The organism is Nocardioides sp. CER19 (assembly GCF_029846275.1).
Taxonomy (GTDB): domain Bacteria; phylum Actinomycetota; class Actinomycetes; order Propionibacteriales; family Nocardioidaceae; genus Nocardioides.
Genome location: NZ_JARVWS010000002.1, coordinates 665,134 through 687,404 on the forward strand (window position 1 = coordinate 665,134; position 22,271 = coordinate 687,404).

Consider the following 22,271-nt stretch of genomic DNA (forward strand, 5'->3'; position numbering starts at 1 on the left):
TCCTCCGGGCGGTGTGGGTGCTCGGCGGTCATCGGACGACCGCGGGTGACCAGGCCTGCTCGACGTAGACCTGCGGCTTCGCACCCGCGGCGACGTCGAGCGACCAGATGTCGGTGACGCCCGCCTGGTCGGCGCGGGCGAGGCCGTAGAGCAGCGTGTCGCCGTCGAGCCACGCGATCTGGTCGTCGACGTTGCGGGCCTCACCGGCCAGCACGGTGCGCTTCATCGTGGACAGGTCCAGCACGGCCGGCGTCCACCACGTGCCGCTGCCGTGGTCGACCTTCTGCTTGAACGCGATCCGCGTGCCGTCGGGGGAGAGCGAGGGGCACTCGACCTTGTCGGCGACGGTGGTCAGGGTGCGCTTGGTGAGGTCACCCCGGGCCAGGTAGGTGACGCCGTGGGTCGCGACGGTGGCGTAGAAGGTGTTGTCGTCGGCGGCGAACGTGACGCCCCAGATGTTGCGGTCCGTCGGCTCCGACCGCTTGCCGTCGAGGTAGAGCGTGAAGGTCTCGAGGTTGCCGAGGCTCTTGCCGCCGACCCGGTGGATCTCGGTCGCGGTCGAGAAGCCGGTGGTCATGTAGGAGTGGCCGGTCACGAACGACGTGCTGCCGGCCAGTGTGCCGTCCGGTGAGAGACGGGTGCGGCTGGGGATCCCGGGCAGCCCGGCCTCCCGGACCTGCTGCCAGTCGGCGTCGAGGTCGACCTCCTGGAAGGTGGTCACCACGCCGCGCTTGGTCCGCAGGCAGGAGGCAGCGGTGGCCGTCGCGTAGACGCGGTCGCAGGAGACGTCGGTGAACGTGCGGGCACCGCCGGGGTCGTCGAGGGGCACCTCGGCGACGACGCCGTACTCCTCGTCGAGGCCGGTGTGCCGGAACACCAGGCGCGGCCCGGTCAGGGCGTCGCGCGTCGTCGTCGGCACGGTCGGCGGACGGGTGCTGACGGCGCGGGAGCGGTGCAGCTCGGCGAGGGCGTACGCCGTGCTGCCGGTCGCGACGACCAGGACGGCGACCAGCAGGACGAGCAGTCGCTGGCGTGTCGTCACGGGCGCCCTCGCAGCACGACCGCGCCACCGGCGACCGCTACCGCGAGCGTCCCGGCGACGAGGACCAGCGCCTGCTGCGGCCCGATCGCGAACCACAGCACGCCGAACCCGACGCTGGCGCCCATCCGGGCGAGGGCGACGACCGTCTGGGCGCACGCGATGCCGCTGGTGCGCAGCTCGTCCGGGACGGTGCGGGCGGCCACGGCGGCGAGGACGCCGTCGGTGCAGGCGTAGAACGTGCCGAGCAGCGCGAGCGCGGCGAGCGCGCCGGGCACCCCGGTCGCCAGGCAGGCGGCGACGTAGGCGCCGGCCAGCGGGAGGTGGCCGAGGACGAGCACCCGGGTGCGACCGACGCGGTCGGCGAGCCGGCCCATCGGGACCGCGAGCGCGAGGTAGGCGATGTTGGTGCCGACGTAGAGGACCGGGAACCAGCGGGCCGCCGCGTCGGTGCTGTCCAGCAGGGCGAGGTAGACGAAGCCGTCGCCGACCGTGAGCAGGGCGAGGAAGCCGGCGACGACGAGCAGCCGCACCATCGGCCCGCTCAGCGCCTGGCGCCAGTGCACCTGCTCGTGCCGCTGCACCCCGCCGGCGTCGCGCGGGACGAACAGGGCCAGGACGACGACACCGAGGACGGCGAAGCCGAGGGAGACCACGAGCACGGTGTGGTAGCCGTCGGGGATCGCCCAGAGGATGAGGAAGGCGAGCAGCGGGCCGATCGCGGCGCCGACGGTGTCGAGGGCGCGGTGGACCCCGAAGCTGCGGCCCAGGTGGGCGGGGTCGCTGGCCGCGGTGATCATCGAGTCGCGCGGCGCGGTGCGCAGGCCCTTGCCGATCCGGTCGGCCGAGATGACCGTCGAGATCGTCGCGACGCCGCCGGCGAAGAGGAGGAAGACGCGGGCGACCATGCTGAGGCCGTAGCCGGCCAGCGCCACCCGCTGCGGGCGCCCGCTCTTGTCGGCGACCCAGCCGCCGGCGATCCGCACCAGCGCGCTGACGCCCTGGTAGAGGCCGTCGACGAAGCCGTAGGCGACGGTGCTGAGCCCGATGACGCTGGTGAGGTAGAGCGGCAGGATCGCGCTCACCGACTCGCTGGAGATGTCGGTGAGCAGGCTGACCACACCGAGCGTGACGACGAGCCGGGCGACCCGACCTCGCGGCGCGCGCCGGGGGGTGGTCGGGGCGGTTCTCGCGGCGGACGGGCGGTCGCTGAGCGAGAGGTACATCAGTCCTCGGCGTCCTTCGGCCGCAGGATGGCGAGCAGGTAGGTCTTCCCCTCCTGCGTGGTGACCGTGACGTTGTCGTCGCCCTTGGCGAAGGCGATGGCGGGTGAGTTCTCGACCGCCTGGGTGGGCTGCTCCGCGTAGCCGCGTTCGGTCAGCAGCTCGCGGTAGTGCAGCAGGATCGACTGCGGGTCACCGCCCGTGGCGACGAGCGCCGCCTGGAGCACGTTGCTCGCCACCGCGACGCTGCTCGACTCCACCTCGGTGCCCTTCGGCGGTGCGAGCGCGCGCGGGAAACCGTTCACGAGCCGGCCGCGGGCCACGCCCGACTTCGGCAGGGTCGGGCTCAGCAGCGGGTCCGGCTCGGTCGTCGAGGGGTGCGGCAGCACGTAGCCGGTGGTCGTCGGGGCGCTCGAGGCGCTCGGCAGCAGCTCCGAGGTCGGCCCGGTCGTTCCGGCGTCGGAGCCCGCGGTCGACGTAGTCGACGCCGAACCGGCCTGGCCCGGCGTTCCCGTCGCCGGCGGTGTCGTCGCGCCGCCGCCCCCGCCCGCCGTCGGCCTGCTGGTCGCGCTCGCGCTGGGCCGGCCCTCGTCGGCGTTCGTCGTGCCGTGGTGGTCGCCGGCGGTCGCCCCGATGACGGCGGCGGCCACCACCGCGAGGACGCCGGTGGCCCCGAGAGCCATCGTCCGGGTCGTGGCCATGTCATCCCCTTGCTGTCGGCAGGTCCGGGCGCGCTGCTCGCGAGACGCGCGGGACGGCACCAGTGCAGTCGGTCAGCCGGCGGCCTCGTGGCCGCCGTCGCCGGCGATCCCCTGATTTGGGGAGCCCTCAGGGAACGACGTCGCCGGTGAGCTCCCGCCAGTGGACGGCCGCCCACTGGTCGATGCGATCGGTGCGCAGGTCCTGCCACAGCTCGGCACCGGCCGGCCCGTCGAGCCGTACGACGCTCTGCGACCCGATCCGGGCGGTGCCGAGCGTCGGCGCCGTGAGGAAGCGCAGGTCGGCCGTGCGGAAGCCCCGCATCGAGAACGCCAGCTTGGCCATCTCGGTGCTGGACCACCCGGAGTCCACGCTCAGGCTGCCGGCCATCGTGTCGAGGAACCCGTAGAGCATCCGCGGGCTCTTGCGCATCTCCTGGTGCAGGCTCGCCTCCAGGACCGCGCGCAGGAACGCCTGCTGGCGCTTCACCCGGTCGAGGTCGCCGCCCGGCAGGCCGTAGCGCTGACGGACGTAGAGCAGGGCCTGTCTCCCGTCGAGGTGGTGCCACCCCGCCGTCCAGGCCACGTCGTTGGCGGAGTCGTGGACGGTGTCCGGGACCTGGAGGTCGACCCCGCCGACGCGATCGGTGAGCTCCGCGAAGCCCGTCCAGTCGACGACGGCGAGGTGGTCGATGCGCACGCCCGTGAGCTGCTCGACGGTCGCCACGGTGAGCGACGGACCGCCGAAGGAGTAGGCCCAGTTGACCTTCCCGTAGCCGTGGCCCGGGATCGGCACCCAGGCGTCGCGCGGGATCGAGACCACCGCCGCGGCCTGTCGGCTGCCGTCGAGGTGCAGCAGCATCAGGGTGTCGGAGCGCTGGGCGCCGGGGACCCACGCCGGTGCCTCGGCGTCGTCGCCGGTCGTCGCGACATCGGAGCGACGGTCGGTCCCCATCAGCAGGATGTTGACCGCCTTCGCGCCGGGCGTGCCCGGCGCCGGCCGGGCCGGTCGCTCGCTGGCGTCGAGCTGGCGGAAGACCCCGTCGATGCGACCGATCTTGCTGGTGAGCTGGTGCTCGAGGTACCAGCCGATCCCGAGCGGCACGGAGCCGAGCACGAGGAGCACGGCGGCCGGGACGACCACGAAGCGGCGCAGCCGGTGGCGGCTCCGCCGGGATCGCCGCGGCAGTGGCGCAGCCGGCCCCTCGTCGTCGAGCCCGGGCTCCTCCTCAGCGGTCAACGTCACGCCGGAATGGGACGCTGACCGCGCCGCGCGGACGCCGTCGGGGCCGTCAACTACACCATATTCGGGTCGGCGCTCGGGTCGGCGCTCGAGGCGGCCCCGGCCGCCCGCGTCAGCCAGGCACCAGCCACCGGCGGGCCGTCGACCTGTCGACGCGGTCGGTCCGCACCAGGTCCCAGAGCGTCTCGTTCCCGTCGCCGGACCGGGGCGTGGCCACGAACATCATGTCGGCCGACCGGAGGTGGCGCAGCGAGAAGACCAGTCGGTTCATCTCCCACGCCGACCACTGGTCGTCGACCGTGCTGTGGCCCGCGAGCCTCCGGAGGAAGCCGTAGAGCATGCGCGGGTGGCGGGCCATCTCCTGGTGCAGGCTGCGGCGCAGCACCTCGCCCAGGACCGCCTGCTGCCGTCGTTCGCTCGCGACCTCGTCGCCAGGCACACCGGGACGCGGCCGGGCGTAGTCCAGTGCGGAAGGCCCGGTGAAGTAGCGCAGGCCCGGCAGCCAGACCGACCCGTCCAGGTTGTCGCGCACGGGCTGCGGCACCTCCAGCTCGATGCCGCCGACCTCGTCGGTGAGCTCGCCGAACTCCTGCCAGTCCACGATCGCGACGTGGTCGACGCGGATGCGGGTCGCCTGCTCCACGGCGCCGACGACCGACGCGGTCCGCGGGCGGGCGGGGGTCGCGTCGGCGCCGGCACCGGTCCACACGGCCGGCGACAGCGCCGCGACGACGGCCGATCGGCGATCGCTCGAGAGGTGGACCAGCATGGCCGCGTCGGAGCGGTCGGTCCGGGGCAGCGTCGCCCAGTCGGCCCGGTGGTCGGTGACGACGAGCAGGAGGTTGACGGCCCCGGCTCCCGGTTCGGCGCCGGTCGGCCGGGCCGGTCGGTCGTGGAGCCCCGCGAACGCGTCGTCGATGCGGTCGAGCCGGCCGATGATCCGGTGCTCGAGATACCACCCCGAGGCCACCGGGATCGCGACGAGCAGGAGCACCAACCAGAGGCCGACCGTGCGCCGGCGGGAGCCCGGCCGCCTCGACCGGCGCTCGGACGCCGGGACCAGCGCGATCACGGTGGCAGGTAAAGCCATGCGCCCCGTCGTGGCGAGCCCGCGCCCGCCAACTACTCAATATTCGGGTGATCCGGGCGGGCCGCCGGGGTGCGGCGCGTGCGCGCCCGATGCTGGGGCGGTCGACGACGGCTCGGGGCCCGGTCCCCGCACAAGGGGTGTCACATGAACACGGCTGCCTTCCTGTTGGACGCGGCGCACGGTGCCGCGACCGTCATGAGCGAGGCCGGCCGCGAGCACACGTACGACGACCTGCGGACCGAGGCCGCTGCGCTGGCCGCCCGGCTGGCCGCCGCCGACCTGCCGCCCGGGACACCGGTCGGCCTGGTCGCGCCGAACGGGATGTTCTGGGCGAGCGCCTACCTCGCCGCGCTGTCCCGTGGCCTGGTTGTCGTTCCCATCCCGGTGACCCTCACACGGGACGAGGCGCTGGCACGGCTGCGCTGGGTGGGCGCCCGGGCGGTGTTCCTCGGCCGGCGCCAGGTGCGGGAGCTCCCCACCGAGTCGCTGACCGACGTCCTCGTCGTCGCCGAGCAGGCGCCGGGGGACCCCATCGGGTCGCCGGGTCCGCTCGAGCACGTCGCGGTGGATCCGGACGCCGACGCCGTCTACATGTTCACCTCGGGCACGACCGGCCGACCGCGCGTCGCCCGGCTCACCCACCGCAACCTCCAGGCCAACACGGAATCGATCCTCGGTTATCTCGACATCCGGCCGGACGACCGGATGCTGGTCGTGCTGCCGTTCTCCTACGTGTTCGGCGCCTCCCTGCTCCACACGCACCTGCGGGCGGGTGCCGCGGTGGTGATCCAGCCCAACTTCGTCTACCCCCAGTCGGTCGTGGAGAAGCTCGTCGCCGAGCGGTGCACCGGCTTCGCCGGCGTACCGTCCACGTTCCACCTGCTGCTGCGCAGCAGCTCCTTCGGCCACGAGGCAGTGCCGGGTCTGCGGAGCGTCCAGCAGGCGGGCGGACGGCTCGAGCCCGCGGTCCTCCACGAGCTGCTCGCGGCGCAGCCCCAGGCACGGGTCTTCGTCATGTACGGGCAGACCGAGGCCACCGCCCGCCTCTCCTACCTCCCGCCGGAGGAGCTGCTGCGCCGGCCCGGCTCGATCGGGCGGGGCATCCCCGGGGTCGAGCTCAGCGTGCGCGACGAGCACGGCGAGCCCGTGGCACCGGGCCAGGTCGGCGAGATCTGGGCGCGGGGTGCGAACGTGTCGCCGGGCTACCTCGACGACCCCGAGGCGACCGCGCGGAAGATGCCCGACGGCGTCCTCCGCACCGGCGACCTCGCCCGCGTCGACGAGGACGGCTACCTCTACGTCGTCGACCGCAGCGAGGACTTCATCAAGTCGTGGGGGCACCGGGTCGCCAGCCAGGACGTCGAGGCGGTGGCCATGGAGCTGCCCGACCTGGTCTCCGCCGCGGCCGTCGGCGTTCCCGACGCCGCCGCGGGCGAGCGGATCGAGGTCGTCGCCGTCAGGCGGCCGGGCTCGGAGGTCCAGCCGTCGGACGTGCAGGCACACTGTCGCACCCGGCTCGCCAAGCACCTGGTCCCCGAGGCCGTCCACTTCGTCGACCGGCTGCCGCTCAACGCGAACGGCAAGGTCGTCAAGCGGGAGGTCCGCGCCCTCTGCGTGCGACTGGCCGAGGAGTCCGTCTCAGGGCTGCGCGCGAGCTGAGGGGTGGACGATGATGCGGGTGACCTCGGTAGCGCGAGCGGCGGTCGGACCGATCGTCGTCCTGTTGTTGGTCACCGCCGCGGTGACCTGGTTCGGAAGGAGCCCCGGCGTGACTCGACCGGTCCAGTTCGATGAGCCCACCGCGACGGAGCTGCAGACGGTGGCCCGCACGAAGATCCTGTTCGGCCACCAGTCCGTGGGCGCGAACCTCCTCGGTGCGCTGCCGGACGTCTACCGGCAGGCCCACCTGCCCGCGCCGCTCATCGTGGAGACCCGCGACGTGGCGACGTCGGCACGCGGCTTCATCGCCCATGCGTACGTCGGCCGCAACGGCGACCCGCTCGGCAAGCTCGCTGACTTCTCCCGGCTCGTCGACGGGCCGCTCGGCGACGACGTCGACGTCGCGCTGGTGAAGTTCTGCTACGCCGACATCGTCGCCGGCACCGACGTCCGAGCGGTGTTCGACGCCTACACGTCGACCATGGCCGACCTGGCGGCGCGCCACCCCGACGTGCGGTTCCTCTACACGACCGCGCCGCTGACCGCCGACCGGAACGTCAAGGCGAAGATCAAGGCCGTCCTCGGCCGCGACGACGGGATGGGGCCCGACGACAACCGAGCGCGGCAGCGCTACAACGAGCTGATCCGCGAGGAGTACGGGATGTCCGGGCGGCTGTTCGACATCGCCGCCGTCGAGTCGACCATGCAGGCCACGCCGACCAGGCGCGGCGACGGCGACGGGACCTACTACGTCCTCAACGACAACCTCCGCTCCGACCGCGGTCACCTCAACGAGCAGGGTGCGGAGGCGGCCGCCGCCGAGTTCGTCCGCGTCGTGTCGGCCAACGCGCCCGCCCGGTGAGCATCCACGGCGTCGGGATCGACGTCGCCGACACCCACCGGTTCTTCCGCCTGGTCGAGCGACGCGGCGACTCCTTCACGGCCAAGTGGTTCACGGCGGAAGAGATCGCCCAGTGCCACGAGCGGCGCGGCGACCGGGGCGCTCGGGCGCTCGCCGCGCGCTACGCCGCGAAGGAGGCGGTGTGGAAGGCGCTCGGCCCCGAGGACTGGAGCGCGCCGCTGCCCTGGCGCGAGATCGCGGTGCTCGACGCCGCCGCGCCCGGCCGGCTCGAGGTGAGGCTCAGCGGGGGAGCCGCCGAGCTCGCCCGGCGTCTGGGCGTGGACTCTGTCGAGGTCGCGCTGTGCCCCGGGCGCCCGGACGGCCCGGCCATCGCCGTGGCGGTGGCCGGGCGCCGCACCACCCTTCCTAGTGGTGTCCTACCTCGCTGATCTCCGCGACCAGCGTGGGCGGCTCGTGCAGGTAAGCCGTCGTCCGGCGCTTCTGCTCGGTATCACGGAACACCCGCTCGACCTGTTCAACGGTGAGGCCGGTCGCCTCGGCGATCTCCTCGACGGGGACGCCGTTGTTGAGGCCGTAGAGGCACAGGTCCATGCGCTGGTAGGGGAGGGAGAAGTAGAACTCCTCCTGCGACTGCGGCAGGGAGTAGGTGTCGGTGGTCGACGGCCGCTCCTGGATCTCCGACGGCACGCCGAGGTAGGCGGCCAGCGCGTAGACCTGCGACTTGTAGAGGTGGGCGATCGGCTTCACGTCGGCCGCCCCGTCCCCGAGCTTCACGAAGAAGCCCTGGTCGTACTCGAGGCGGTTGGGCGTGCCGGCGACGAAGTAGTTCAACCGGTCCGCGTGGTAGTACTCGAGCATCTTGCGCGTCCGCTGCTTGAAGTTCGTCGCCGCGACGATCTCCAGGTAGGCGTCGGGGGTCAGCCGGCGGCTCTCCTGGTGGCCGTCGGGGTCCTCCACCACCACCGAGTAGAGCCGGAACGCGTCGGAGTCCACGACGCTGGGCAACACGATCTTGGACTTGTAGCCCGGTCCGTAGTCGGGGAAGATCCGGCGGATCGCGTCGTCGCGCCGCTCGTAGCAGCCGACGCCGGCCAGGATCGGCGAGATGTCCTCGAGGACCGAGTCGATGCCGAGGGAGTCGGTGAGCTTCATGCTGTAGGTGAGCGTCTCGGAGGACGACTCCTGCTCGGGCATGTGCAGCCCGAACACCCGCTCGGCGCCCAGCGCACGGACGCACAGGGCCGCCACGACGCTCGAGTCGATGCCGCCGGAGACCGCGACGACGGCCCCCTTGCGCTTGTTCCGGGCGGCGTAGGCGCGGATCGTCTCGGCGATCCGGGCGACCTCCGCGGCCTCGTCGATGACGAGGCTGTCGGTTCCGAACTTGGTGCTCATGGGTCAGGTCCTCACTTCGTAGTGGTCGATCGAGGGAACGTCGGGTGTGGTCGGGTCGAGGGAGTCGAAGACGGCGACGGGAGCCGGCGGCTCCGCGAGTGCCGTCCGGCCGCCCGCGACGAGCTGGCGGTGCAGCAGCTGGACCGAGAGGATCGCGACCAGCCGCATGTTGTCGGTGTTGCTGATGCCGCGGCCGCCGTTGCGCCGGCACTTGTCGAGGAGCCGGTCGACGATCACCGGGGAGAACACGCCGGCGTCGACGACGGCCCCCGGCGACGTCACGTCGTCGAGCCAGTCCGGCGAGCCGCCGGCGAAGAAGCTCGCGGCGTCGGGGGCGCGGTAGGGCTGCTTGGGGCGATCGACGATCTCGCGGGGGAGCAGGTCCTCGAACGCGCGCTTGAGGAGGTGCTTCTCGTCGAGGCCGAGGATCTTCTGCCGGGCCGGGAACCGGCTCGCCAGCGCCGCCACGTTGCGGTCGAGGAAGGGGAAGCGGCCCTCGACCGAGTTGCCCATCAGCATGCGGTCACCCTGCGAGGCCAGGATGTAGCCGGGCAGGAGCGTCGTCATCTCGAGCCACTGGGCGCGGGCGAGCGGGTCCCAGCTCGCGCTCGCCGCCGGCATGCCGGCGACCAGGTCGTCGGCCGAGGAGACCTCCGCGCGGGCGCCCGGCGTCAGCATCGACTTCAGCGTCGCCGTCGAGTCCCAGCGCGGCCGGTGCGACAGCGCCGGGTCCCCCGGGTCGAGGTTGCGCCCGAAGAAGCTCTTGGCGAAGGCCGGCGCCTGGTTGGGCGAGCGCCGCATCCACGGGTAGAGCAGCTCGACCGCGCGGGCCCGGCTCGGCGACTCGGGGTCGCGCGCCCAGAAGGCCCTGACCTTGGCCTCGCGGAAGATGTCGTAGCCGGCGAGCACCTCGTCCGAGCCCTCCCCGGTCACCACGACCTTGAACCCGGAGTCCCGCACCAGGCGGGACAGCAGGAACATCGGGGCCGGCGCCGTCCGCAGCAACGGGTTCTCCGCGTGCCACACGACGTCGGGGAAGACGTCGGCGATGTCGCGCTCGGTCACGACGATGTCGCGGTGCACGGTGCCGAGGCGCTTCGCCATCAGGCCCTGGAAGCCGCCCTCGTCGAACTCGTCGTCGGCGAACCGCAGGGAGAAGGTGTGCAGCTCGGCGTCGGTGTAGGCCGCGATGGCGCTGGCCGTGACGGCGGAGTCGATGCCGCCGGACAGGTAGGCGCCGACGGGGACGTCGCTGCGCAGGAACCGCAACCGGGTGGCCTCGACGACCTGCTCGCGCAGCTCCTCGACGTTGGTCGCCAGGTCCTGCTGCGGCTCCGCACCCGCGGCCGGGAACGTCGGCTCCCAGTAGCTGTGCAGCGTCTCGGTGCCCTGCTCGACCACCACGTAGCTGCCGGGCGGCACCTGGCTCACGCCCGCGAAGACCGTCCGCGGCGCGACGACCGACCAGAACGTGAGCACCTGGTCGAGGCCGACCGGGTCGAGGGCCCGCGACACCGCCGGGTCGACGTACAAGGCCTTCACCTCGGAGGCGAACAGCAGCCGCCGCCCCGCGCGCGTGTAGTAGAGCGGACGTACGCCGAACCGGTCCCGCGACAGCACGAGCCGGTCCGTGCGGCGGTCCCAGATCGCCAGCGCCCACTGACCGTTGAAGCGCTCGAAGCAGCCCGGCCCCCACTCCTCCCACGCGTGCACGATGACCTCGGTGTCGCTGTGGGTGCGGAACGTGTGCCCGCGGTCGCGGAGCTGGGCGGCCAGCTCGACGTAGTTGAAGATCTCGCCGTTGAAGGTGACCCAGACGCGGCCGTCCTCGTTGCACATCGGCTGGACGCCGTGCGCGGTGTCGATGATCGCGAGCCGGGTGTGGCCGAGCGCCACCCTCTCGTCGCGGAAGAGCCCGCTGCCGTCGGGGCCGCGGTGGGAGAGGGCGCCCATCATCCGGGTGACCAGCCCGCCGTCGGGTCGCTCGGCGGGGGAGTAGACCCCGCAGACACCGCACATCAGGCGGGCCCGAGCAGACCGTCGAGGGTCGTCGCCAGGGCCTCCGGCGTGCCCAGGTGGGCGGCGTCGAGCAGCCGCGGCGGCAGCGTGATCGCGAGGGCGTCCTCGAGATAGATCGCCACGCGCACGGCCGTCAGGTCGGCGTCCTCGTCGCCACCAAAAAGGGCTATGTTCTCGTCACCGACCCGGTGACGCAGATCGTGCGACATATCGTCCCCTTGCATGTCGTCCACGGTGTGCCGGACGGGCCCTCGACCGAGGACCCGTGGCCCCCAATAGGACCGACGAAAGCTGCTCACAGCCGCGTGAAGGGGACGGAAATGGCTGATATTAGGGATAGGCTCGAGAAGTTCATCCTCGAGGACCTGCTGCTCGCCGACGAGTCGCGGATGCCGGCGCCGACGGACTCGCTGGTCGAGACCGGAGTGATCGACTCGACCGGCATCCTGGAGCTCATCGAGTTCCTCGAGCAGGAGTTCGGCGTCAAGGTCGCCGACGACGAGACGGTCCCGCAGAACCTGGACGGGATCGACCGGCTCGAGGCGTTCGTGACCCGGAAGACGGCCACCGCGGGCGTCTGACGGGGATGACCGCCGACCTCGTGCACGCGCCCGGCCACGGCCGCGGCGCTGGTGGACCGATGAGCGACTTCGACGTCGACCTCGCCAAGACCTACCACATCGTGCTCGGCCGGGACCGGCCGTCACGGAGGTCTCGGGTGCTCTTCTGGCTGCTCAACTCCGAGCTGCAGGGCGTGGCGTGCTACCGCTTCGGCCGATGGGCCCGCGAGCTCCGGTCGCGGGACCGGGTCCGCGGCCTGGCGGCCGTCGCGCTCCACTGGATCTGGAACCGCCGGGTCACCCACCGCGACCACCTGGAGATCAGCAACCGGGCCGACATCGGCCCGGGCCTGCTGCTGATGCACCGGCACGGCGTGACGATCGGGCCGGTCGTCATCGGCAGCAACTGCGTGCTCCACCAGAACGTCACGATCGGGCAGCGGGTCGCCGCCGGCGACCAGGGCGTCCCGCGCCTCGGCAACGACGTGTGGATCGGCCCCGGCGCGACCATCACCGGCGACGTCACCATCGGTGACGGCGTCACGATCTCGGCCGGCACGATCCTGTCCAGGGACGTGCCAGCGGGCTGCCTCGTCGGCGGCAACCCCGGCCGCGTGCTGGCCCAGGACTACGACAACAGCGCGATGATCAACTTCGTCCTCCCCGGGGGCGTCGAAGGCTGAGCCGCGCGGCCCGGGCGCCCCTGTCGAACAGGGGCGGCCGGGCCTTTCGGTTTCCTGGGGAAACCTCCCTACTCAATATTGGGTGATGCGGCGAGCGGGCCGCTGGATCGGCCCGCATCCCGCCGAGGCTGCGGCCCATGACGGATTCGACGCGGCATGCCTCGGTGAGCGTGGTGATCCCCGCCCACGACGAGGCCCGCGGCATCCGCGCCAACCTCACCGAGCTGCTCAGCGGCCTGCCCGCGGGGACGCTCGACGTGGTGGTCGTCTGCAACGGCTGCACCGACGACACCGCCGCGGAGGCCCGGACCGTGGCCGGCGTACGCGTCCTCGAGATCCCGGAGGCGTCGAAGGCCCGCGCGGTCGAGGTCGGCAACCACGCGACCGACGTGTTCCCGCGGGTGCACCTCGACGCCGACGTGACGCTGGCCGGACCGGCCGCGGTCGCGCTGGCCGACGCGGTGCGGGCCGAGGGCGTGCACGCCGCCGGGCCCGCCCGGATCGTGCCGCTGGAGGCCTCCTCCTGGCCGGTGCGCGCCTACTACGAGGTGTGGGAGCAGCTGCCGCACGTGCGCGGCGGGCTGTTCGGCCGCGGTGCCGTGGCCCTCTCCGCCGCCGGGCAGGAGCGCGTCGACGCGTTCGCCGGGCTGATGGGTGACGACCTCGCGATGTCGGAGGCGTTCGCCGAGCAGGAGCGCCGCGTCGTCGACCGGGCAGTGGTCGTCGTACGCCCGCCGCGCACCGTGCGCGACCTGCTCCGCCGCCGGACCCGCGTGGTCACCGGGAACGCCCAGTTCGACGGTGCCAGCACGACGCGGTCCTCGACCTCGGTCTCGACCCTCGTCGGCCTCGCGCGCCACGACCGCAGGGTCGCGCTCCGGCTCCCCGTGTTTCTCGGGATCTCACTGCGTGCGCGATGGGGCGCCCGCAAGGCCGTTCGGGCGGCCGACTTCACCACCTGGTTGCGCGACGAGAGCTCGCGCGCGTGACCCACACCCGAAGGAGCACGACCATGTGGCCGTCTCACCCCGTCGGGAGCCGTCGGCTCTTCGTCCTGGCCCTCGGGCTGATCCTCACCGTCGCCGGACTCGTCGGCGTCGCCGCCAGCAGGGCGAGCGCGGCCACCGATCCGTGCGGAGCGGGGGGCAACCCGATCGCCTGCGAGAACCAGAAGACCGGCAACTCGCCCGACGAGTGGGACATCACCGGTGCCGGCTCGAACACGATCCAGGGCTTCTCGACCGACATCAGCGTCAACGTCGGCTCGCCGATCTCGTTCAAGATCGACACCGCGGCGTCGAACTACACGATCACCATCTACCGGCTGGGCTACTACGGCGGTGACGGCGCCCGCCAGGTCGACACGGTGACGCCGTCGGCGACGCTGCCCCAGACGCAGCCGAACTGCATCACGGACGCCTCGGTGGAGCTCTACGACTGCGGCAACTGGGCGGTCTCGGCGACCTGGAACGTGCCGACCAGCGCCGTGTCGGGCGTCTACATCGCCAAGCTCGAGATCCCGTCGACCGGAGCGCGCAGCCACATCACCTTCGTCGTGCGCAACGACGCGAGCCACTCCGACGTCGTCTTCCAGACGTCGGACACCACGTGGCAGGCCTACAACACCTACGGCGGCTCGGACTACTACCAGGGCGCAGCCAACGGGCGCGCCTACAAGATCAGCTACAACCGCCCGGTGATGACCCGCGGCGACAACGGCGGGCGCGACTTCTTCTTCTCCAACGAGTACCCGCTGGTCCAGTTCCTCGAGCAGAACGGCTACGACGTCAGCTACATCGCCGGCCTGGACACCGACCGGCGCGGCGACCTGCTGACCAACCACAAGGTCTTCCTCTCGGTCGGGCACGACGAGTACTGGAGCGGCACCCAGCGTGCCAACGTGGAGGCGGCCCGCGATGCCGGCGTGAACCTGCAGTTCCTCAGCGGCAACGAGGTCTACTGGAAGACGCGCTACGAGGCGTCGGCCGACAGCAGCCACACGGCGTACCGCACGATCGTCTGCTACAAGGAGACCTGGGCCAACGCGAAGATCGACCCGTCGGACCAGTGGACGGGTACCTGGCGCGACCCGCGGTTCGCACCGGCGAGCAAGGGTGGCGGTCGCACCGAGAACCAGCTGACCGGCCAGGCCTACATGTCGAACTTCAGCGACCTGGCGATCACCGTGAACGCGGCCGAGGCGAAGCTGCGCCTGTGGCGTGGCACGTCGCTGACCAGCATGACCGCGGGGCAGTCGACGGCGCTGCTGCAGAGCACGATCGGCTACGAGTCCGACGAGGACCTCGACAACGGACTGCGACCGGCGGGTCTCATCCACCTGTCCACGACCACCGGCGCGGTCCCGCAGTACCTCCAGGACTTCGGCAACACCACCGCGGCGGGCACCACCACGCACCACCTCACCGAGTACCGCGCCGCCAGCGGCGCCCTCGTCTTCGACGCCGGCACCATCCAGTGGACCTGGGGACTCAGCGGTGAGCACGACCGCGGTGGCGGCACCGCCGACCCGCGCATGCAGCAGGCGCAGATCAACCTCTTCGCCGACATGGGCGTGCAGCCGACCACGCTGATGGCCGGCCTGACCGCGACGACGAAGTCCACCGACACGACCGGTCCTACGGTGACGATCAACGCACCGGCCGCCGGGTCGACCCAGGCAAACGGCACCAACGTCACCGTGTCCGGCACGGCGACCGACACGGGCGGCGGTGTCGTCGCCGGCGTCGAGGTCTCCACCGACGGCGGCCAGACCTGGCACGCCGCCAACGGCGGCTCCACGTGGAGCTACACCTACATCCAGTCGGGCGTGGGCGCGGCGTCGGTACGGGTCCGCGGCATGGACGACAGCGCGAACATCGGCGCGACCGCGACCCGGTCGTTCAGCTCCGCCTGCCCGTGCAGCATCTTCGGCGCGGCCACACCGCAGACACCGGCCGTCCAGGACGGCAACGCCGCCGAGCTCGGCGTACGGTTCGTGCCGACCGGCGACGGTGCCATCACCGGCGTCCGGTTCTACAAGGGCACCGGCAACGCTGGCACGCACGTCGGCACCCTGTGGTCCGCGACCGGTCAGAAGCTCGCTTCGGTGACCTTCGCCAACGAGACCGCCTCGGGCTGGCAGACCGCCTTGTTCTCGACACCGGTCTCGGCCACGGCCGGACAGACCTACATCGTGTCCTACACGGCGCCGAGCGGGCACTACGCGGCCCAGTCGTTCGGGTTCTCCTCCGGCCCGACCGATGCCGGCGCACTCTTCGTCGCCGGCGGGTACGGCGCCCAGCCGGCCGGCGTCTTCGGGACCGCTGGCGGCTTCCCGGCGCAGAGCTACCAGAACACCAACTACTACGTCGACGTCGTCTACTCCACGACCGACAGCTCGCCGCTGGTCGCGACGAACCAGTGGCCGCTGCCCGACTCCTCGAGCGTGCCGACGACCACGACGGTCTCGGCACAGTTCCTCAAGCCGATCTCGGCCGGCAGCCAGAGCGTGACCCTCAAGGACTCGCTCGGCAACGCGGTCGCGGGCACGACCGGCTATGACGCGGCGAGCAAGACCGTGACGTTCACGCCGAACGCCGCGCTCAGCGGCTTCGTCCAGTACACCGCGAAGGTCGACGCGACCGACGCCAACGGCAACCACCTGACGGCCGGCGGCAGCTGGACGTTCCGCACGGCACGGCCGCCGAACGCGCCCGGGGTGTGCCCGTGCACGCTCTTCGACGAGACCACGACCCCGACCGTCCTCGATGCCACCGACGGCCAGGCGCTCAACCTCGGCGTGCGGTTCACGTCCTCGAAGGACGGCGTGATCACCGGTGTCCGGTTCTACAAGGCGCCCGGCCACGGCGGGGCCCACACGGCCACGCTCTGGTCCGCCGGCGGAGCCGCGCTCGCGACCGGCACGTTCGCCAACGAGACGTCGAGCGGCTGGCAGGAGCTGCTCTTCACCCAGCCGGTGCCGATCACGAAGGACACGCAGTACGTCGCGTCGTACTACTCACCGAGCGGCGTGTTCTCGATGACGCCGAACGCGTTCACCACCTCGAACCTGTCGCGTGCGCCGCTCACGGTGACGTCGACGGCGGGCGCCTACGCCTACGGCTCGGGCTTCCCGCAGGGCTCGTCGGCCAACAACTACCTGGTCGACCCGATCTTCGAGCTGGCCAAGCCCACGATCGCGATCGCCTCCCAGAGCCCGGCCCCGGGTGCGGTGGACGTGGCCAGGGGCAGCCGGGTGACCGTGCGTTTCACGGCCGCGCTCGCCGCCGGCTACTCCGTCACGGTCAGCCAGGGGAGCACCCAGCTCGCCGGCGGCACCAGCCTGTCCGGTGGCAACCAGCTGACCTTCACGCCCGCCCAGGCCTTCGCCAAGGACGTCGACATCACCGTCAAGGTGTCCGGCATCGCCTCCACCGACGGCGCCACCCTGGCCGACCAGACGTGGGCGTTCCACACCAGCGGTGATGACTCCATCGCGGCGCCGCAGTCGATGTTCGGCGACCTCACGCCGGCGACCGCGTCGGCCAACGACGGCTCTGCGGTCGAGCTGGGCGCGGCGTTCGTGCCGGCCCAGGACGGCAAGATCAAGTCGGTCCGGTTCTTCAAGGGCGACGGCAACGGCGGGACCCACACCGGTTCCGTCTGGGACTCCGCGGGCAACCGTCTCGGCACGGTGACCTTCGCCAACGAGACCGCGAGCGGCTGGCAGACGGCCAACTTCGCCACGCCGATCCCGGTCAGCGAGGGGAAGACCTACGTGGTCTCCTACCTGGCGCCGCAGGGACACTACGCGACGACGCCGAGCTTCTTCACCAGCCCGTACGTCTCCGGTGACCTGACGGCACCGGCCACGACGAACGGTCGCTACCTCTACGGCGGTGGCCTCCCGACGTACAGCTACAACGCGACGAACTACTTCGTCGACGTCGTGTACGTCGCCGACCCGCCGTCGATCTCGGTGGCCGGCCGGACGCCGACGAACGGGGCGACCGACATCGGGACGGGCGCGACGGCGTCGATGACCTTCTCCACCGCGATCGCGAACGGCTGGTCGATGACGGCGAGCGCCGGGCCGAACCCGGTCGCCGGGACGGCGGCGCTGTCCGCGGACGCCAAGACGCTCACGTTCACGCCGAGCTCGGCGCTGCCGGCCGACACCGACATCACGGTGACGGTGAGCGGGGTGGTCTCGATGAAGGGGGCCGTGCTGCCGACGCAGACCTGGACGTTCCACACCGAGCCCCAGGCAACCGCGTTCGCCACCCTGTTCACCACGCAGGTGCCGGCGACGCCGTCAGCGTCGGACTCGTCCTCGGTCGAGCTCGGCACCGTGTTCACCCCGTCGGTGGCGGGCCAGGTGACCGGCATCCGGTTCTACAAGGGCACCGGCAACACCGGCACGCACACCGGCTCGATCTGGAGCTCGACGGGCACCCGCCTCGCGACGGTCACGTTCACCAACGAGACCGCGACGGGCTGGCAGCTCGCCAAGCTGGCGACGCCGCTCGCGGTGTCGGCCGGGCAGAGCTACGTCGTGTCCTACTACGCGCCCAACGGCCACTACTCGACCACGAGCGCGTTCTTCACCGGCGGCTTCACCAACGGTGTGCTGTCGGCGCCGGCCACCGGCAACGGGCGCTACCTCTACACCGCGAACGGCGGGTTCCCGACCAACTCGTGGAACGCCACCAACTACTTCGCCGACATCGAGATGCGATACGCGGTGCCATGACGGCCGACGTGACAGAGACCGCGGCGCCCTCCCTGGAGGGGCGGATCAGGAAGGGCGCCCTGTGGGGCGTGCTCAACAACCTCGGGCTGCGCTTCGCCAACATCGCCGTGATGGCGGTCGTCGTACGACTGGTGACGCACCACGAGTTCGGCGTCTTCGCGGTGGCGCTCACCGTCGCGGTGGTCGTCGGTGGCTTCGCGGACTGGGGGGTCTCGGCGTTCCTCATGCGGGGCGACCACGACCCCGACGAGGTGGCGCCGACGGTCACGTTCATCTCCGTGCTCAGCGGCGCCGTCCTGGCCGGGCTGGTCGCCCTCGCGGCGCCGTGGCTCGCCAGCGCGCTGGGCGCCCCGGACGCGACCGGTCCGATCCGGGTGATGTCGCTGTGCCTGCTGTTCGGGGGCATGGCCGCGGTGCCGACCGCGCTGCTCGCCCGGGAGTTCCGCCAGGACCGGATCATGCTGTCCAACGTCGTCGGCTTCGTGCCCGCGAACATCCTCCTGGTCGTTCTCGCCTTCCACGGGTCGGGCGCGATGGCCTTCGCGTGGTCGCGGGTCGCGACCGTGGTCTTCCAGTGCCTCGCGGCCGCGTTCCTCGTGGGGCGCGTCTACCTGCCCCGGCTGGAGACGCGGCACCTGCGCGTCGTCCTCGTCTTCGGGCTGCCGCTGGCCGGTGCCAACCTCGTGAACTACGCGCTGGTCAACGCCGACTACGCGCTCATCGGCCACCAGCTCGGCCCCGCCCTGCTCGGCGTCTACCTGCTGGCCTTCAACGTCTGCTCGTGGTCGATGGCGGTGCTGAGCGCCGCCATCAACGGGGTCGCGATGCCGGCGTTCTCAAGGGTCGGCGACGACGGCGACCTCCTGCACGCCGCGCTGCGACGGTCGGCGCGGGCGGTCAGTCTCGTCGCGCTGCCCATCTCCGTGCTCACGTTCGCCCTCGCGCGCCCGCTCGTCACCACGCTCTACGGCGGCACGTGGGCGGCGTCGATCCCGGTCCTCGAGGTGCTGTCGGTCTACGGCGGCCTGTTCGTGGTCATCTCGCTGCTGTCCAACCTGCTGGTCGGCCGGGGGCGCACGGCCCGTGCGCTGGTGATCCAGGTGGCGTGGATCCTCACGCTGGTGCCCGCGATGCTGGTCGGCTCCCACCTGACCGGCCTGCGGGGGGTGGCCTGGGCGCACGTCGCGGTGCTCGTCGCGATCGTCCTGCCGCTGTACCTCTGGTCGGTCGGTCAGCTGGTGCCGCGCGCGGTGCGCGCGGTCGCCGTGGCGACGCTCCCGCCCCTGTTCACCGCCACCGTCGCCGGCGCCGCGGCGGCAGCTGCCGCCGCCCTGCCCGGACCGCCCGCGACGCGACTGCTGCTCGGCGGGCTCGCCGGCGGGGCGACGTACGTCCTGCTCTCGGCGCCGATGCTGGCCGACTTCGTGTCGCCGCACCGGCTCGGGCCGCTGGCGCGGCTGATCGACCCGCTGCGCGACCTCGGCCGCCGCGTGATGCCCGACGGCTCCCGCGCGGCGCAGGAGCAGTGATGGCCCCGGTGATGGCATCGTGACGACCGAACCCGAGACCACGCGCCCGCGGCTGCTCTTCTTCCGGTGGACCCGGCCGGGCCAGCCGGGGTTCCTCCTCCAGCACCTCGAGGAGCAGCTGGCCTGCCTGCGGCTGTTCTTCGACGTCGTGCTCGTCGACCGCGACTGCGACTACGACGAGGAGTGCGACCGCCACCAGCCCGACCTGGTGCTGTTCGAGTCGGGCGTCTACGTGGGTCCGCGGCAGGTCCGCAACGTGCACACGCACCCCGAGATCCCGAAGATCGGCTTCCTCAACGGCGACGCGTTCGACCCGGTCCGGGCCGTGTTCGTCTCGGACATGGCGCAGTGGGGGGTCGAGACGTTCTTCACCGTCTCGGCGTCGATGGCTGACTACACCCCCGAGATCGCCGACCGGCTGTTCTGCTGGCCCAACTTCGTCGACCCCGCCGTCCACCGCGACCACGGGCTCCCGAAGGTCGTCCCGATCATCCTGACCGGGAGCCAGGCGCGGCACTACCCGTGGCGCAACCGGGTCAGCCGCGTGCTGTCGCAGCACTACCCGGTGCTGACGATGCCGCACTTCGGCTGGGCCGAGTCGACCGGAGCCCGACGGATGTCGATCGGCGAGTCCTACTCGAGGCTGATCGGGTCGGCGGCGCTGGCGCCCAGCTGCGGCAGCTTCACGCGCGACCTCGTGCGCAAGCACCTCGAGATCCCGGCCGCCCGCACCTGCCTCATCGCCGAGCGGACGCCCGTGCTCGAGGCGGCCGGGTACGTCGACATGGTCAACTGCGTCTTCGCCGACGCCGACGACGTGATCGACAAGGTGGACCACCTGCTGGCCGATCCCGACGAGCTGGCGGCGATCACCGACGCCGGGCACCGGCTCGTGCACGGTCGGCACACCGCCGCGCACCGACGGCAGATCAGGGACTGGTACGACCTCGTGTCGGCCACGGGCTCGACCGACGGCATCGTCCAGGAGCACCCGCTGGCGCCGTTGACGCGTCCGGCGGCGTCGGCTCGCTCGACCGAGCCCTCGGCCCGGCCCTCGGTCGGTGCGGGGGAGGCCGTCGACCGGGAGCTCGTCCGGCGCGGTTGGGCGGCCCTGGAGCGAGGCCGCCGCGACGCGGCCGTGCGGGCCTTCACCGGCGCCTCGAACTACCAGTACATGCCCGAGGCCGAGGTCGGGAAGGCGGTCGCCCGCCTGCTCGACGGAGACGCCGCCGGTGCCGACGCGACCGTCGTGACGCTGCTCGACCACAACGACCGGCTCTACGGGCCGGTGGACCCCGACCCCGTCCAGTGGGCGGTGCACGTATGGGCGCTCCTCTGCCGGGGAGCCCTGGATGAGGCGTCCGCAGCGGCGGCACAGCATCCCGGTCTGCGGCATCCGACGCTCGAGCGTGTCCGCGCGGTCGTCGAACAGGTGACGGGCGTGCCTCCGGCCCGCGTCGCCGCGCCGGTCCGGGCGTCGGTCAGCCCGTTGCCTGCGAGCTCCTGGGCCGAGTGGCTCGACACCGTCCGCACGACGCTGGTCCGCAACGGGCAGGGCGAGGTCGCCGCCGGCATCGCCCGGCTGGCCGACGAACCCGACCCGGCCGACCGGACCGACCGGACCGATCCGGTCCCCGGCGCCGTCCGTCCGGTGGCGGCCGCGCCCGCCCCGCCGGCACGGCAACCGCGCCGGCGGCAGTCCGTGGCCGTCGTACGGCGGGGGTGGGGGGCGGTGCGCGCCGGCCTGCGCGAACGGGTCCGCGAGACGGCCCGCCGATGGGTGAGTGCCGCCTGGCTCGCGGCGCTCGACGACGCCGTCGAGCGCGAGGACCTGGACCGGCTGGTCGTCGTCGGCCGCTCCCGGCTGGACCTGCACGAGCGCTCCCTGCGGCTGGCCGCGGCGCGGAACCCGCGGATGCCGGAAGTGGTCCCCGTCGCCGCCGGTGAGCCGACGCCGGTGCCGGACCTGGCGACCCTCGTCTACCTCGGCCCGCGCTCTGATCTGCCGGAGGCCGACGCCGAGGACCTCGCCGGCACCCTGGCCGCCGCGCGCGTCGTCGTGGTCGTCGGCACGCTCCGCCCCGGCGCCGTCCGCCTCGTCGACGAGCTGGTCGACACCGGCGACTTCGAGATCGTCGACTCCGCCACCAGACGCGGCGGCTACATCGTGCTTCGACACCGCCTCGGCCACCTCCATCGCGCCACCCGTTGACTTCCGGGTTCTTGCCCGTCGACTTCCGGGTTCTTGCCCGTCGACTTTGGGGTTCTTGCCCGTCGACTTCCCGGTTGCTGCCCGGCGCCAGGACAGCAAACCGGAAGTCGACGGGCGACAACACCCCTCTCGACGGGCACGAAAGCCAATCTCGAGGGGCACGCAAGCCGATCTCGAGGGGCAGGAACCCCGATCTCGAGGGGCAGGAACGCCGATCTCGAGGGGCAGGAACGCCGATCTCGAGGGGCAGGAACCCCGATCTCGAGGGGCAGGAACCCCGATCTCGAGGGGCAGGAACGCCGATCTC

17 protein-coding genes are annotated in these 22,271 nt (G+C 72.2%); 9 read left to right on the forward strand and 8 right to left on the reverse strand.

Translation table 11 applies throughout. The features are described 5' to 3' along the window. Positions 1-28 precede the first annotated feature (28 nt). The 5 genes from QDS12_RS11665 to QDS12_RS11685 all read right to left on the reverse strand — a co-directional run bounded on the left by QDS12_RS11665 (position 29) and on the right by QDS12_RS11685 (position 5,293). On the reverse strand, positions 29-1,042 hold the full coding sequence (locus tag QDS12_RS11665) for a hypothetical protein (protein ID WP_279879165.1): 1,014 nt from the start codon (positions 1,040-1,042) through the stop codon (positions 29-31). Further along, positions 1,039-2,265: an MFS transporter gene (locus tag QDS12_RS11670; RefSeq protein WP_279879166.1), complete on the reverse strand. Its 1,227-nt coding sequence runs from the start codon at positions 2,263-2,265 to the stop codon at positions 1,039-1,041. Before QDS12_RS11670 ends, QDS12_RS11665 begins: the two co-directional genes overlap by 4 nt. Beyond that, positions 2,265-2,963: a hypothetical protein gene (locus tag QDS12_RS11675; RefSeq protein ID WP_279879167.1), complete on the reverse strand. Its 699-nt coding sequence runs from the start codon at positions 2,961-2,963 to the stop codon at positions 2,265-2,267. Before QDS12_RS11675 ends, QDS12_RS11670 begins: the two co-directional genes overlap by 1 nt. A 127-nt stretch (positions 2,964-3,090) precedes the next feature. After that, positions 3,091-4,206: an LCP family protein gene (locus tag QDS12_RS11680; protein ID WP_279879168.1), complete on the reverse strand. Its 1,116-nt coding sequence runs from the start codon at positions 4,204-4,206 to the stop codon at positions 3,091-3,093. A 109-nt stretch (positions 4,207-4,315) separates the two neighbouring features. Continuing rightward, positions 4,316-5,293 (reverse strand): LCP family protein, encoded by a 978-nt coding sequence (locus tag QDS12_RS11685; protein WP_279879169.1) that lies wholly within the window; start codon positions 5,291-5,293, stop codon positions 4,316-4,318. A 144-nt stretch (positions 5,294-5,437) separates the two neighbouring features. On the opposite strand from QDS12_RS11685, the gene QDS12_RS11690 reads away from it, so the two are divergent. From QDS12_RS11690 to QDS12_RS11700, 3 genes are all read left to right on the forward strand, one after another. Continuing rightward, a complete protein-coding gene (locus QDS12_RS11690; protein WP_279879171.1) occupies positions 5,438-6,952 on the forward strand; it encodes an AMP-binding protein in 1,515 nt (504 codons plus the stop codon). A 109-nt stretch (positions 6,953-7,061) separates the two neighbouring features. Then, positions 7,062-7,814 carry a hypothetical protein gene (locus QDS12_RS11695; protein WP_279879172.1) on the forward strand — a complete coding sequence of 251 codons (753 nt, stop codon included), beginning with the start codon at positions 7,062-7,064 and terminating at the stop codon, positions 7,812-7,814. Further along, positions 7,811-8,242: a 4'-phosphopantetheinyl transferase superfamily protein gene (locus QDS12_RS11700; protein WP_279879173.1), complete on the forward strand. Its 432-nt coding sequence runs from the start codon at positions 7,811-7,813 to the stop codon at positions 8,240-8,242. Before QDS12_RS11695 ends, QDS12_RS11700 begins: the two co-directional genes overlap by 4 nt. Here the strand turns inward: QDS12_RS11700 and nadE are convergent. The 3 genes from nadE to QDS12_RS11715 are packed head-to-tail and all read right to left on the reverse strand — an operon-like array spanning position 8,220 to position 11,461. Next, entirely contained in the window at positions 8,220-9,209 is a 990-nt protein-coding gene (gene nadE / locus QDS12_RS11705; RefSeq protein ID WP_279879174.1) for an NAD(+) synthase, read from the reverse strand. The two genes, QDS12_RS11700 and nadE, sit on opposite strands and share 23 nt — an antisense overlap. A gap of 3 nt (positions 9,210-9,212) precedes the next feature. Continuing rightward, positions 9,213-11,228 (reverse strand): asparagine synthase (glutamine-hydrolyzing), encoded by a 2,016-nt coding sequence (gene asnB, locus QDS12_RS11710; RefSeq protein ID WP_279879175.1) that lies wholly within the window; start codon positions 11,226-11,228, stop codon positions 9,213-9,215. After that, positions 11,228-11,461: a hypothetical protein gene (locus QDS12_RS11715; RefSeq protein ID WP_279879176.1), complete on the reverse strand. Its 234-nt coding sequence runs from the start codon at positions 11,459-11,461 to the stop codon at positions 11,228-11,230. The genes asnB and QDS12_RS11715 overlap by 1 nt, the downstream gene beginning before the upstream one ends. A gap of 87 nt (positions 11,462-11,548) precedes the next feature. On the opposite strand from QDS12_RS11715, the gene QDS12_RS11720 reads away from it, so the two are divergent. From QDS12_RS11720 to QDS12_RS11745, 6 genes are all read left to right on the forward strand, one after another. Further along, complete coding sequence (locus QDS12_RS11720; RefSeq protein WP_279879177.1) at positions 11,549-11,809, forward strand: acyl carrier protein; 261 nt, start codon at positions 11,549-11,551, stop codon at positions 11,807-11,809. Between the two features lie 5 nt (positions 11,810-11,814). Continuing rightward, entirely contained in the window at positions 11,815-12,471 is a 657-nt protein-coding gene (locus QDS12_RS11725) for a serine acetyltransferase (RefSeq protein ID WP_279879178.1), read from the forward strand. A gap of 137 nt (positions 12,472-12,608) precedes the next feature. Then, positions 12,609-13,460 (forward strand): glycosyltransferase, encoded by an 852-nt coding sequence (locus QDS12_RS11730; protein ID WP_279879179.1) that lies wholly within the window; start codon positions 12,609-12,611, stop codon positions 13,458-13,460. A gap of 23 nt (positions 13,461-13,483) precedes the next feature. Continuing rightward, complete coding sequence (locus tag QDS12_RS11735; protein ID WP_279879180.1) at positions 13,484-18,223, forward strand: DUF4082 domain-containing protein; 4,740 nt, start codon at positions 13,484-13,486, stop codon at positions 18,221-18,223. Beyond that, the gene (locus tag QDS12_RS11740) at positions 18,220-19,752 is read left to right on the forward strand and encodes an oligosaccharide flippase family protein (RefSeq protein WP_279879181.1); all 1,533 of its coding nucleotides are present in this window, start codon (positions 18,220-18,222) and stop codon (positions 19,750-19,752) included. Before QDS12_RS11735 ends, QDS12_RS11740 begins: the two co-directional genes overlap by 4 nt. Positions 19,753-19,771: 19 nt before the next feature. Continuing rightward, on the forward strand, positions 19,772-21,964 hold the full coding sequence (locus QDS12_RS11745) for a glycosyltransferase (protein WP_279879182.1): 2,193 nt from the start codon (positions 19,772-19,774) through the stop codon (positions 21,962-21,964). Positions 21,965-22,271 lie beyond the last annotated feature (307 nt).

Coding starts and splice junctions, on each gene's coding strand:
- QDS12_RS11670 (WP_279879166.1), bottom strand. CDS start 2,265: ATGTACCTCTCGCTCAGCGACCGCCCGTCCGCCGCGAGAACCGCCCCG.
- QDS12_RS11730 (WP_279879179.1), top strand. CDS start 12,609: ATGACGGATTCGACGCGGCATGCCTCGGTGAGCGTGGTGATCCCCGCC.
- QDS12_RS11690 (WP_279879171.1), top strand. CDS start 5,438: ATGAACACGGCTGCCTTCCTGTTGGACGCGGCGCACGGTGCCGCGACC.
- QDS12_RS11735 (WP_279879180.1), top strand. CDS start 13,484: ATGTGGCCGTCTCACCCCGTCGGGAGCCGTCGGCTCTTCGTCCTGGCC.
- QDS12_RS11740 (WP_279879181.1), top strand. CDS start 18,220: ATGACGGCCGACGTGACAGAGACCGCGGCGCCCTCCCTGGAGGGGCGG.
- QDS12_RS11725 (WP_279879178.1), top strand. CDS start 11,815: ATGACCGCCGACCTCGTGCACGCGCCCGGCCACGGCCGCGGCGCTGGT.
- nadE (WP_279879174.1), bottom strand. CDS start 9,209: ATGAGCACCAAGTTCGGAACCGACAGCCTCGTCATCGACGAGGCCGCG.
- asnB (WP_279879175.1), bottom strand. CDS start 11,228: ATGTGCGGTGTCTGCGGGGTCTACTCCCCCGCCGAGCGACCCGACGGC.
- QDS12_RS11675 (WP_279879167.1), bottom strand. CDS start 2,963: ATGGCCACGACCCGGACGATGGCTCTCGGGGCCACCGGCGTCCTCGCG.
- QDS12_RS11685 (WP_279879169.1), bottom strand. CDS start 5,293: ATGGCTTTACCTGCCACCGTGATCGCGCTGGTCCCGGCGTCCGAGCGC.
- QDS12_RS11720 (WP_279879177.1), top strand. CDS start 11,549: ATGGCTGATATTAGGGATAGGCTCGAGAAGTTCATCCTCGAGGACCTG.